A 13562-nucleotide genomic window follows, 5' to 3' on the forward strand; every position below is an offset into this window, starting at 1 on the left:
TAATTTACAAACAAATGAAAAAAAACAAACAACTAAAAAAATCATTCCTTTTACTATTAGGATTCTGTTTTGCGTTTACTTTAAATGCCCAACAAAAAACTATAAAAGGAGTAGTAACCTCAGGAGCCGATGGTATGGCGCTTCCAGGTGTTAATGTTATTGTTAAAGGAACTAATACAGGAACATCAACAAATTTTGATGGAAACTATTCAATAAATATAAGTGGGGACAATGCCTCTTTGGTATTTAGTTATATAGGATATCTTACTAAAGAAGTAAGTGTTGGTAGTGCAGGTACTATTAACGTAATTTTAGAAGAGGACTTAGCTGCACTAGAAGAAATTGTAGTTGTTGGTTATGGTGCTCGTAGAAAAAGTGATATTACAGGTTCTGTATCTTCGGTAACATCTGATGAATTAAACGCTTTCCCTGTATTGGACGCAACACAAGCGCTTCAAGGACGTGCAGCGGGTGTAGTTGTTCAATCTAATAATGGTGGTGAGCCTGGTGCCCCTATCAATATTAAAGTTAGAGGAAATGCTTCTATTGGAGCAAACAGTGCACCACTTATTGTTGTAGATGGTTTTGTAGGTGCATCTATGCCTCAAGCAAATGACATCGCTTCTATAGAAGTTTTAAAAGATGCATCAGCAACTGCTATTTACGGTTCTAGAGGTTCTGGAGGAGTCATATTGGTAACTACAAAAAAAGGTAAAAATGGTAAATTATCTGTTGAATTAAACACGACATATTCTGTCCAAAATACAGCAAATGAATTGGATTTATTAAATGCAGATCAATTTGCAACTTACCAACAAATGATAAACCCTGCTTATGTTCAAGGAACTGAAAATACTGATTGGCAAGACATAATATATAGAACAGGTAGCGTTCAAAATCACCAATTTTCTTTTTCAGGTGGAAGTGATAAAATAAATTTTTATGCTTCTGCAAATTACTTTCAACAAGATGGAATTATAATAAATTCTGATTTTGAAAAAATAACTTTCCTATCTAATATTGATGCTCAAGTAACCGATAAATTGAAGTTAGGTATGAACCTTTTTAGTAGTAGAGGAGTTCAAAATGGAGTTCTTACACAATCTACAGGTTCAGATCCTATAGGTAATGTAAATGGAGGGGGAGACGATGTTGTTTCGCTAGCATTTAGATTTACGCCAGATAGAGGAATATTTGATGATGATGGTAATTTTACACAAAACTCTGTTGGAGATGGTATAGAAAATCCTTATGCGGTTGCTAATGAGTTGGTTAATGAGACTAAAACTGACAATAGCAGAACAAACCTTTATGCAAATTATGATATCTTACAAGACCTTAGTTTTAAAACTACGTTTGGTTTTAGTACACTTAATGAAACTATTGGGTATTTTAAGCCACAAACTTTTCAACTTTCAACTGGAGGTGCAAGTTTATCTAATAGAAGACGTACCAATATATTGAGTGAAAACTATTTGACTTATAATAAGGAAATTGGTAAAGGTGCTTTAACATTATTAGCTGGATATTCTTATCAAAAAACTTCTACAGAAAGATTTTCTGCATCTACTCAGGAACTTCTTACTGATGATTTTAGTTATTGGAATTTAATAGCTGGTCATATCGAAACTAGAATAGTAACGTCTTCTTTGATAGAAACAGAAATTATATCTCAATTCGGAAGAATAAATTATGACTTTGATGATAAATATTTATTAACAGCTACAGTAAGAAGAGATGGGTCATCTAACTTTGCTGAAAATGAAAAGTATGCGATCTTCCCTTCAGGTGCTTTAGGATGGAAAGTATCAAATGAAGATTTTTTAAAAGATAATGACGTTATTTCTAACTTAAAATTAAGAGCGAGTTATGGTGTGACTGGTAATCAGGGTATTACTCCTTATCAGTCATTGGCAGCACTTCAGGTTACACCACCAACTGCCCCAGGAACAGATTCTACGGTTTCGGTATTTCAAGAAGATAATCCAGATTTAAAATGGGAATCATCTTACCAAACAAATATTGGTGTTGATTTAAGTTTACTAAACAGTAAAATTTCACTTTCTTTAGATTATTACAATATAGATACTAAAGATCTTTTATTACAAGCTACAACAATCCCAGTATATGTTGGTGCTACAAATTTGCAAGTTTTTCAAAACATAGGTGAGGTTAATAATAAAGGGTTTGAGATTTCTTTAAACACAAGAAATATTTCTAACGACAATTTTACTTGGACTACAGATTTTAATTTGTCTACCAATAAAAATAAGATTGTAAAGCTAATTAATGGTGTAGATATCATTGCCAGTGCAGCTCCAGGTTATTTTGCTGGTAAAAACACATATATATTAAGAGAAGGTGAAGCTGTTGGTCTTTTTTGGGGACATGAATATAGAGGTGTATATCAAGGTGGTGATTTACCAGCAGGCACAGCCATTTTAGATGGTGCTGAAGCTGGAGATCCATTGTTTACTGATGTAGCAGATGAAGATGGTAATTTTGATGGAGTAATTAATACGGATGATGAAAAAATAATAGGAGACCCTAATCCTGATTTTACTTTTGGTTTTACAAATAATTTTTCTTATAAAAACTTTGATTTAAGTTTATTTTTCCAAGGAGCTGTAGGTGGAGATATTTTAAACCTTACAAATGTACAGTTGTTTAATGGTGATTCTAATTCAGTTACAGATGTTCTAAATTCTTGGACACCAACAAATACTGATACAAACATACCACGTGCTGTAGCTTCTAGAGGTAGAGAAATTTCTACTCGTTTTATTGAAGATGGTAGCTATGTAAGATTAAAAAATATAGCTTTAGGTTATAATTTTCAGTCAGATGTTGTTAAAAAATTAGGAATGAGTAGTTTAAGGCTTTCAGTTAGTGCCCAGAATTTGTTAACTTTTACAAATTACTCTGGTTTAGATCCTGAAGTTAGTTACTTTGGTAATGGCGGTTCAACTTCTGGAAAAGCTAATGTAGTTCAAGGACATGATTTTGGAAATTACCCAACGGTAAGATCTGTAAGCTTTAATCTTAATTTAAAATTTTAATTAAAAATTGAAAAACATGAAAAACATGAAAACATATAAATATATATTCATACTATTGGCAAGTTTGTCAATCGTTGGGTGTTCAGATTTAGAGGAAGAGCCTATAACACAATTAGATCCAGAAAGTTATTTTGAGACTTTAGGTTTAGAACAAATAGAAGGTTTTGTAAATGGCGCATATGCTCATATGCATCACAGAAATTTTTTGTCAAGAGAAATGGCGCAAGTACTTATGTATCGTAGTGATATGATGGCTATTGGAAGAACTGGTGCGCAAGAAAGAATAGATCATGATAACTTTACTGTTCAATCTAATAATGCATTAATTGCTGGTGGTTCTAACGTTTATTGGCCAAAAGTTTATCAAATTATTAATGCTGCCAATGAAGCTATTAAAAATGGCGCTTTTGTAGAAGGAGAAGACCCAGCTGAACTAAACGAAGTTCTTGCTAGAGCACGTTTTGCAAGAGCATTTTCTTATTTTCATTTAGTTAGACAATTTGGAGATATTCCTTATGTAGATGATACATCTGTATTGTCAGAAATAGTTATTGCAGAAAGGACTCCTGTAGCTGATGTGTATGTTAAAATTATTGAAGATTTAGAGTTTGCTAAAACACATTTGCCAAATACACAAGCTTCTAGAGCTTTGCCAGCTAAATCTGCAGCAAGTGCTTATTTAGCTTTGGTATATTTAACTATGGAGAATTGGCAAAAAGCGTATGATGAAGCTAAAGATATTATTAATAAAGAAGGTACTTATAACTTAGGTTTAGAACCAGATTTTCAAGATTTATATGATTCTGTTAAAATTGATGATTCTTTAGAACCGATATTTGTATTAGATTTTACGGGTACTTCTAATGGGGATCAAGGTAGAGACTATCAAGCAGCATATACAGGTGTAAGATCTGATGAACAGTATGGTCAAGGAGGAGGTTGGTCTGTAGAGGTTCCTGCTCTTAAAGTGTATACTGAATGGGATGAAACAGATTATAGAAGGGCGGTTACTTTTGATGCTACTGTAATTCATAATGGTGTTGAAGTACCTTATACCAATTTTACAGATGGAGATAGTAGAGCTGTAAATCGTCCACATGTTGCAAAATACACACGTATGGCAAGTAAAACAGATACTCAAGATGGTAATGCCAGAGGGTCAAACTCTAATTATATGATGATGCGTTATGCAGAGGTATTGATGATTGGAGCTGAAGCAGCTAATGAATTAGGAATAACCGTTGATGCAGAGGCTTGGGTAAATAGAGTTATGGCTAGATCTAGAGCTGGTGGAGTTGCTAATGGTATTCCAGTAGCACCAAGTACTGTTCCTGCAGATTTTTCAGGTTTATCTAAAGATGGTTTTAGAACTAGAATCTTAGAAGAACGTAGATTAGAATTTGCTTATGAGATGAAAAGATGGTATGACATAGTTAGAAGAAAATTAGGAGATGTGGCTTTTGGTCCTGATGGATTGGAATCAGAAGTGTCCACAGAATCTGGAGTTGGACCTGGTCCAAAATCATTTGATCCATCTAGAGATTATTTATTACCAATTCCTTTTTCTGAAAGAATATTAAACCCTAATTTATCACAAAACGATGGGTACTAAAAAATATTGAATAGGTTTTAATAGTATATATTTAAATTTTAATAATTGGGTTTACAACTTTTTTCTAAATTGTAAACCCAATTTTAGTTTTAAAGGAAAAATAGGTAACATACAGAACAGTGCTTTTAAATAATCTGGAGATACTTCCTGGTAGAAACGGATGCCCTGTACTTCGCCAAATAACAGGGAAGGGTTTGATTGGGCTGCCTCGTCTACGGTTATTTCCAGAGAAACGGACCTCCTAGTTCTACTCCATGTTGATGACGGTTCTATAAATGTAATGCCACTCTCTGAAGGTTGCTGCTGTAATCTCGTGCATCTCACAGAATTCTTTCTCACTTACGTTTTTGCTACGTCCTAAGTCTTCAAGTATACGGATGATACTTGATTTATTAGGGACGGACTGTTGGTTGGTATTACTATCGGGCTTAGTACTCATAGGAAGGTTCGTTTTTATAAACCCCCAAATTAATCACTCTCATTATATCTGGCAATAGGAATCAGACCGTAGGCTTACAGTTTACGTCGTCAATACCCCAATTCTGTTTTGAATTACTGCAAATGAAAATAGCCTGTCCTGATATAAAGTAAGCTTACTAAATAAAAAAACGTTTATTATAAAAGTTATAACAACTTTTATAATAAACGTTTTAGTTTTTAAACAGTAAAATTATAAACTGCTTAAGTTTTACTTATAAAAATGTTTAATATTATATTCCTAAAGCTTGTCCGCCACCAATTTGGATAGTCTCTGCTGTTATGAAAGCTGCATCTTTACTAGCTAAGAAAGAAATAACACCAGCTACATCTTCTGGTTGACCTAATCTTCCTAACATAATGTTATTTGCCCAAGAAGCAAAAACCTCAGGCTTCGTTGCTTTAATTTGAGCATGAAATGGTGTATCAATTGTTCCTGGAGATACGGCATTTACTCTAATCCCATATTCAGCTAAATCTTTTGCTAATGCTCTGGTTATTGCATGCACACCAGCTTTAGAAGTTCCGTAGATTCCTGCTCCTGGTCCGCCAGCTGTCCATCCAGCATTAGACGTATAGTTGATTATAGAAGGGTGCTCTCCCTTTTTAAGGAAAGGTATTGCTGCTCTTGAAGCGAAAAACACAGAATCTAAGTTTAATGCCATTACAAATCTATAAAAATCTGTTGTCATTTCTTCAAATCTAGATCGTCCACCTAAGCCACCTGCGTTATTTACAAGAACGTCAATTCTTCCATGTTTTTCACCAATTTTGGTGATATTTGCTGTTACTTCTTCATCTTTTGTAACGTCGAATCCGTAATATTCAGCAGTAATTCCTTCTGCAGTAAGTTCTTCAACTCTTTTAGCTCCTGCCTCATCTTCGATACCATTTAAAACTACAGTGTATCCATCTTTACCTAATCTTTTTGCTACTTCGAAACCAATGCCACCTGTAGCTCCCGTTATTACTGCTATTTTTTCGTTTAAATTACTCATATTATAAATTTTACTTATTTATTTATTATTAATTTTATTCTACTGTTTTTCTTACTGGTTCTATTTTTTTAATAAATACGAATATTGATAAAACACCTAACAACACTGCAACACATATTGCTATAAATGCAGGCGTGTAAGAGCTTGCCGTTATTTGACCAACAAACCAGTTCATTATCATAGGAGAAACAGCTGCAATTGTTCCCGCTAATCCAGCTAAAGTACCTACAGATGGACCTCTAAATAGGTCGCTCGAGATAGTTTGTATATTACCAATTGCAAACTGAAATCCAAATAATGCAAGTCCAGCAAGGTAAATAAAGGTCATGAAGTTGTTCTCTCCTACAAATGTGATTATACATACAAAGGCTATCAATATTAAAAGACCTCCTACAGCAATAGTTGTTTTTCTAGAGAAATCTACAGAACGCTTTTTCATTAATTCTCCTGCGAACATACCTCCTAAAATACTACCAGCTGCAGCCATTAAATAAGATATCCACATGGTATTTGCTATTTCTTCAATACTCAAATCAAATTTATCATTTAAATAAATTGGCAGCCAACCAGCAAAAAACCACCAAACTGGCTCTATAAAGAAACGACAAGATAATACCCCCCAAGATTCTTTATAACTTAATATTTTAGTAACAGGTAAGCTTTTAACTTTTTTATTCTGAATAATTTCTTCTTTTTCGATCCTATCGGCTATTATTAGATTTCTTTCTTCTTCAGTTACCCATGGATGTTTTTCAGGGGTAGATTTATTTAAGAACAACCATGGAATGACCCATAACATACCAACCGCACCTAAAATAATATAGGTTGTTTTCCACCCAAATAGTGAATACAAGAAAACAATTACAAAGGGCGCAATAACATTGCCTATAGATGCACCAGCATTAAATATACCTTGAGCTGTTGCTCGTTCTTTAATAGGAAACCATTCTCCATTACTTTTTACTGCACCTGGCCAATTACCTGCTTCTCCAATACCTAATAGACCTCTAAAAATAGAAAGCGATATTATGCCTCTAGCAAATGCATGAAAGGCTGATGCAAGAGACCATATAATAATAGAAACTGTAAAACCTAAGCGTGTTCCTATTTTATCATATAATTTGCCTGATGCAAATTTACCTAGGGCATAACAAGCCATAAATACATTTAACATAATAGCATAATCCGATTTACCCATGCCTAAGTCTTTTCCCATTTCTGGCCATAATAGGGCAAAAGCAGTTCTATCTATATAGTTAATAACGGTTGCTATAAAAATTAATGTAATAATCCACCAACGTAATCCTTTAATCTTCATATTTTAATGTTTTTGCAATATTATCTATGCACAACTACTTCGTAATCATGAATTAAGTATAGAAAATATTGATTTTGTTTACTCTTTTTTTTAATCTATTTGAAGAAATACTATTGGTAGAATTTCTTCCCTCCTAATACTTTATTATTATTATTATTATGAAAAATAAAATCGTGCAATTCCATTTTTCAATTTATTTATACTGATTCAACTTTATAACAATATTGATATAAAACACTAAAATGATCTTTCATTTTTTGTTTTGCCAATTTAGGGTTTTGTTCTTTTATAGCTTCGTAAATTTCTGTATGCTCCTTAATTCCAATAACTGCCTGGTTTTTATCGCATACATGATATTTTTCAAAATCAATAATTATTTGTGGCGTTATAGTTAACATAAACGTATTTATGGTACTGTTACCGCTTGCTTTTGCTATGGCTAAGTGAAAAAGCAAATCTTCCTGTACAGCATCTTCTCCCGATAAAGCTTTACTTTCGTAAGCATCTAAAGCCTCTTTTATGTTTTTTAAATCGTCTTCAGAACGTCTTAAAGATGCTAATTTTACTGTTTTTAATTCTAATAATATTCTTGTTTCAACCAATGATTTAAAATCGGGGTCTTCAAGCCTTAAAATATCATCAACCATCCCGTTAATAGCTACAGCACCAATATTCGCTATAAAAGTTCCACTTTGAGGAATAGATTTTAATATGCCATAAAATTCTAATTTCTGAATAGTTTCTCGTACATTACTTCTGCTAACATTAAACTTATCAGATAACATTCTTTCTGAAGGCAACTTGTCGCCTGGTTCAAGGTTTTTATAATTTATTAATTCTTTAATCTTACTGATTATTGAGTTTTGTATCCCCTTATTATCATTTACTGCAAGTCCCTCTAATTTCATATGCTAAAATTTAATCCCCTATTGTGTTATTGTAACAACTCTTCTAATTATTAATTTATTTTTTTAAAATTTTTATAAATTGGTTAACCAAATTATGCGGCTAAAATAAAAAAAAACAGTTGACTCAATCTATGTTTTTAATGAAATATTACTAGTTATATCTGCATCTAGTAAAATTCAACTTAACAACTTTATATATTGTTATTTATATTCTTACAAAATGATTTAAATCTCAATAAAATCTTACTAATGTGTCACTTTTTAAATCATAATATTTAATTTTTTAAAAAGTTACTTTCCAAGTATTTATATTTGAAAGCTGATAGTTGTGTGATTCTGCTCTTCTTCAACCTTCTCAATTTTTCTTCAATTTGAGTATCAATTGATTCAACATCATTTTTTACACAACTATAATACCTTTATTTCAAAGAACGGTTTCATTAAATTACTTAAAAAGGTATTTTTTTATTATCATTTTATTGCCTTAATGGCTTACTTCCAATTCATAAAATCTAACTTTCGAAAAAGAGCCTTTATCTCTAGATTGAAAATAGTTACCAGCTTTAAAATAGTTTTCAAAAACTCCCCACTTTCTCATGTGAACATTTTCATAAACTTTAAATTCATTTCCATTTAAAATAATTACCATTTTACCATCAGAAACTTTTACTTCAAGGGTGAATTTTCGAAACCCTACTTCTTCTTTAAAATTAAAACCTTCGTCATTACCCCAAGCATCTTCATGAAGTATTTCTGGAACCGTAGCATTCAGATTTTTCAATACTTTAGTTTTTATACGGATTTTACCTTTATCCCAATAAATTTTTAAAATAGGTGGCGCATTATTATCATCTTCTCCTATTAAATCGCGTTGTTCATTTGTTAAACGGCCATGAATTTGCATAATAATAGTTCTGTGATACTTTCCATTCGAATCTTTTGTTGAGGCATCCATTGCTATTTTTCCTTTCATGTAAGCGCCTTGCTTAAAAGTCCAATTCACATTGTTATTTCCAGGCTCCATTTGTTCTCTTAACTCAGACCTTGTATACTTTGTATTTCTAGTTTTAGAATTGGTTGGCATGGCATGAAATACAATAGCACCTTTAGTAGAATCTATATACATGTATGGCTTAGCAATGTCATTTTTTGCAAAATCAAATATCTCTGGTGGCTCAATTTCATATGGCTTTCCTTCTTCATTAGTAACTGGTAAGGTCACTTTCCAGTGGCTTAAATCAATGTTTGGTAACTTGATCTTCTTTTTTTTCTTCTTCTTCTTCTTCTTCTTTTTAATTTCAACTTTCACATCCGATTCTGAAACGCTACTTGTCTTTTCTTGGCAAATAGCGTTTGCAGAAATAAAAATTACCCCTGTTAAAAAAAGTAATATTTTTAGGAATCTCTTCATGTTTTTTAATGTACTACTTAAATTATTATTATTATAAATATTACAATCCTGGTGTTTCTATAACGATATCAGTTAGGAACACTTCATTATCTCCAGTTACTGTATTAGTAGGAACGAAATAGAAAATAACAAATTTCTGATCTGTTGATACTAAAATATCATTTGTGTTTTCACTAACTCTACTTTCAGGAAAGCTAAATGTAGCATCTGCTGAAAAGCCAAATGAAACTTGTTGCCAACCATCAACAGCATCTGAAACCACTTGTTGGCTAGTTAGTGTTAAAGAGGCTAAATCATTATCGCTAGTAGGTTGATCGGATAAAATGTAGAATGTACCTTCTATATTCCCTACAGGAGTAGATTCTGTTCTTACAAATGCAGAAATTGTGTATTCTACTCCAGTTTCAACTTCAAATGGCTGATAAGCTCTTTCCCCTGAACTATCAAACTTAAGTGATCTAGCTGAAGTACCACCAGCAGACATAGCATTTGCACCAGAAGAACTCCCTTTATCTGTTGTTCCACTTCCTCCATTATTAGCAGGCATTGAAACCCAATTTTCTAAATCGTCATTCCTCCAGAAATTAAATGGTGTATCTGTACCATCATTAAACATATTATCTGGATCTATAGTCCAAGCATCAACAAGATCATTGTTATTGTTCTCAGAAGTAGGGTAGGTTTGCATGTCAGCATTTTGTAAAACAGCTGCAAATGTAGGTATCACTATTGGGTCGGGGTCAACAACACTTATTGTTTGTACTAGCGTTGTAGAATCATCAGAATCATTTGTTGCTGTAAGTGTAACCATGAAATCTCCTGCTTCTGAATACGTTTTTGTAGGCTCAAAATCTGTAGAAGATGTATTGTCACCAAAATCCCAAATATAACTAACTGCGTTTGTTGTTGAATTTGTGAACGTATAGGTTTGCCAATCATTACTGTCTACTGTAAAAGAGAACCCTACAACTGGAGCATCTGGATTGGTAACTACAATTGTTTTTTCAACAGTATCACTGTTTGATGAACCCTGAGAAACTGTAAGCGACACTTTATATGACCCTGCTTGTGGAAACGTATTAGTAGGTTCTGCTTCACTAGAAACATTACCGTCACCAAAATCCCACTCATAACTTGTAGTATTCGTAGATCTATCTGTAAAGCTATAGGTTTTATAATCATTAACATCAACAGTTTCTGTAAAGGCTGCAATTGCAGATGGTGTTATTATAATTGTCTCTTCATTTTCATCATCTTCTGAACATGAAAATGCTAGCACTAATAGCAGTAAAAAAGCAGCTTTAATAAGTCCTTTTTTACTAAAGTCTTTATTTTTTTTTGTAGCCATAATATATTTTATTCTTTAACTTTATAAAATTCAATTTGAGAAAAATTACTCCATGGACTTGTACGTGTATCTCCAGCTTCATTAAACCTTCCAAAGCTGACTAATTTAACATATCTAGCACTTACAGGGGTAGGCAAAATTTTCGTTTGAAATTCTGCAGTAGCAGCTTGAGAAAGCATAATATCACCAGACTCAGGAACTAATTTTATAAAATCTGAATCTTCTGTACCTGTATTGGAATACCAAAGTTGATAACCGTAAGGGTCTGATTTAACATCTGTTGTGAATTGAATCACCGTTAAATCAATTGTTTCAGAAAAGTCATAAATAACAAACTCTCCGTCAGATTTATAGTCTCCATCTAAAATATCACCATCTTGTGCTGTCCAAAGTGTTCCAGCGTTCTTGTCTAATGTATTTGAAGCAAATGCGTCTTTTTCTATTTGATAAGAAGAGAAACTATGAATAGTAACAGGTTCTCCTGCATCGCCAATATTAACTAAGTCATAAAACAAATCAAGAGCCCCTAAAGGTATACCGTTATCTATAATTGTAACAGAATTAATATATTTATCTGTAAGCCCATTAGAATCGTATACTGTTAAAGTTACATCGTAACTTGCACTTACTGGTGGATAAGGATGAGCATCTGGTTCAAACTCTGTTGAAGTTTCACTACCATCTCCAAAATCCCAAATAAAACTACTAGCACTACTAGATTCGTTTGCAAAAATGACTTCATTCCAATAGTCATCTTCTCCAACTGTAGCACCAAAAAATGCTGTTGGTGGTGTTTGGTCTTCTTTAGAATTAGCTTCTGCTAATTCGTATGCATAATCACAAGCGACTAATGATACTAACATCAATGATAAAATAATGGCTGGTAATACCTTAGCAACCTTTATTTTTATATTATTAATATTTTTCATTTTTTCATTTTTTTAAATTAGAATTATACTTATAAATAGAAACATAAAAGTCCTATTATCTCCAATTAATATTTTGGATTAGAGCTATTTCACCATTACTATTAAGAGGACTTAGATTGATTTCTCTTAGCGGTATTGGCAATGTAACTTCAGAAGAATTAAAATCATAACCACTTGCTGCTGCAAAAGCAGATAACACTTCAGTTGCCACACCAAAACGTTTTAAATCAAACATCCTTTTATTTTCTGAAAAGAATTCATATCTTCTTTCATCAATTAATTCATCTTTAGTTATAGTTGTTACCGCTGTTAAACCAGCTCTTGTTCTAATTTTATTATAATTGTCTGCCCAAGATCCGGACACGTTAACCTCATTTGATGTTCCCATATTTGCTTCGGCGTATAACATAACCACATCGGCATACCTTAGTACGATAAAATCTGTACCTGCTTGTTCATCATCAGAACTATTTGTAGTATGTTTTGCTGTTTGATATTTGTCTTCAGAATCATTATCGTCAATGTTATAAAGTTGACGATTAGTGCCGCCAAAATTTGATAGTTTAGCTTGTAAATCTGTAGTTAAATAATTTACCCCACTTGAATTACCTGTTGCAGCAAATTCTGCTGAATAATTCTGACTATCGTTTGCAGCATCATTTACAAAACCGATTGAGAAAATAATCTCGCTATTTAATTCGTTTGCTGGATCAAAAATATCAGCATAATTATCTAACAATGCATAATTAGAAGCTACTTGATCTAAATGCACTAAAGCTTCTGAATAATCAGCATTATCAATAGTCATATAAACCATTGCTAAAAACGTATGTGCAGCACTTTTAGAAGCTCTTGATTTATAAGTGTCATCCAACCCTTCGGTAGCATTTAGAAAGTCTTCTATGATTAAGTCATAAATTTTATTTTCTGAAACTCTTGTATATTGAATGGCCTTTTCTTCTTCTGTTAAAACATGATCTACTAATGGTAAACCTAGATTTTCTACATCTTCACCATACATTCTTATCAAGTTAAAATATGCGTATGCCCTTAAAAACCTTGCTTCTGCTTCAATTCGTGTTAAAGATGATGCGTCCTCTAGAGTTTCAACAGCATCTAATACCACATTGGCTAAATATATGACTCTATACATACTAGAATAATAATTAGCAGATATACCATTATTAGATTCTACAGAGAAATTTTCAAACTGTCCTGCATCAGCAGAATCATTTGCATCTGGAGTTCTAGTATTAGCATTGTCCGATAACATTTCAGTAACATAAAACTCTACTTGAATACCTCTGTTATCATTTAATTGATTAGAATTAACCCCTTGAAGTGCATCATAAATAGCAATTACTCCTAGTTCTAACTCTTCAGCTGTTTGATAAAAATCTTCTGTTTTTATTGCTGAATCTGGATCTGGGTCAAGAAAATCTGAACATGAATTAAGTAGGAAACCTAAAAATACGATTATTATATATTTTGAATATTTCATT

At 32.6% G+C, this 13562-nt stretch carries 10 protein-coding genes; 2 read left to right on the top strand and 8 right to left on the bottom strand.

The features are described 5' to 3' along the window. The first annotated feature begins 14 nt into the window (after nucleotides 1–14). Both Q4Q40_RS04385 and Q4Q40_RS04390 read left to right on the top strand, forming a co-directional pair. Nucleotides 15–3059, top strand: coding sequence for a SusC/RagA family TonB-linked outer membrane protein (locus tag Q4Q40_RS04385; RefSeq protein WP_303300500.1), 3045 nt, complete (start codon nucleotides 15–17; stop codon nucleotides 3057–3059). 16 nt (nucleotides 3060–3075) lie between these two features. Then, a complete protein-coding gene (locus tag Q4Q40_RS04390) occupies nucleotides 3076–4671 on the top strand; it encodes a RagB/SusD family nutrient uptake outer membrane protein (protein WP_303300501.1) in 1596 nt (531 codons plus the stop codon). A 51-nt stretch (nucleotides 4672–4722) separates the two neighbouring features. On the opposite strand, the gene Q4Q40_RS04395 is transcribed toward Q4Q40_RS04390, so the two are convergent. From Q4Q40_RS04395 to Q4Q40_RS04430, 8 genes are all read right to left on the bottom strand, one after another. Further along, nucleotides 4723–5010 carry a hypothetical protein gene (locus Q4Q40_RS04395; RefSeq protein WP_303300502.1) on the bottom strand — a complete coding sequence of 96 codons (288 nt, stop codon included), beginning with the start codon at nucleotides 5008–5010 and terminating at the stop codon, nucleotides 4723–4725. A 371-nt stretch (nucleotides 5011–5381) separates the two neighbouring features. Further along, nucleotides 5382–6146 carry an SDR family NAD(P)-dependent oxidoreductase gene (locus Q4Q40_RS04400; protein ID WP_303300503.1) on the bottom strand — a complete coding sequence of 255 codons (765 nt, stop codon included), beginning with the start codon at nucleotides 6144–6146 and terminating at the stop codon, nucleotides 5382–5384. A 34-nt stretch (nucleotides 6147–6180) separates the two neighbouring features. Beyond that, complete coding sequence (locus tag Q4Q40_RS04405; protein ID WP_303300504.1) at nucleotides 6181–7464, bottom strand: MFS transporter; 1284 nt, start codon at nucleotides 7462–7464, stop codon at nucleotides 6181–6183. Between the two features lie 197 nt (nucleotides 7465–7661). Further along, nucleotides 7662–8372 (bottom strand): FadR/GntR family transcriptional regulator, encoded by a 711-nt coding sequence (locus Q4Q40_RS04410; RefSeq protein ID WP_303300505.1) that lies wholly within the window; start codon nucleotides 8370–8372, stop codon nucleotides 7662–7664. Nucleotides 8373–8856: 484 nt separating this feature from the next. Continuing rightward, nucleotides 8857–9783 carry a polysaccharide lyase family 7 protein gene (locus Q4Q40_RS04415; protein ID WP_303300506.1) on the bottom strand — a complete coding sequence of 309 codons (927 nt, stop codon included), beginning with the start codon at nucleotides 9781–9783 and terminating at the stop codon, nucleotides 8857–8859. 40 nt (nucleotides 9784–9823) lie between these two features. Next, nucleotides 9824–11131 (bottom strand): PKD domain-containing protein, encoded by a 1308-nt coding sequence (locus Q4Q40_RS04420; protein ID WP_303300507.1) that lies wholly within the window; start codon nucleotides 11129–11131, stop codon nucleotides 9824–9826. Between the two features lie 8 nt (nucleotides 11132–11139). Beyond that, nucleotides 11140–12060 carry a PKD domain-containing protein gene (locus Q4Q40_RS04425; protein WP_303300508.1) on the bottom strand — a complete coding sequence of 307 codons (921 nt, stop codon included), beginning with the start codon at nucleotides 12058–12060 and terminating at the stop codon, nucleotides 11140–11142. A gap of 55 nt (nucleotides 12061–12115) precedes the next feature. Further along, nucleotides 12116–13561, bottom strand: a complete 1446-nt coding sequence (locus Q4Q40_RS04430) for a RagB/SusD family nutrient uptake outer membrane protein (protein WP_303300509.1) — start codon at nucleotides 13559–13561, stop codon at nucleotides 12116–12118. Between the last annotated feature and the right edge of the window lies 1 nt (nucleotide 13562).

Origin of the sequence: Flavivirga jejuensis (assembly GCF_030540765.1) — a bacterium.
Classification (GTDB): domain Bacteria; phylum Bacteroidota; class Bacteroidia; order Flavobacteriales; family Flavobacteriaceae; genus Flavivirga; species Flavivirga jejuensis.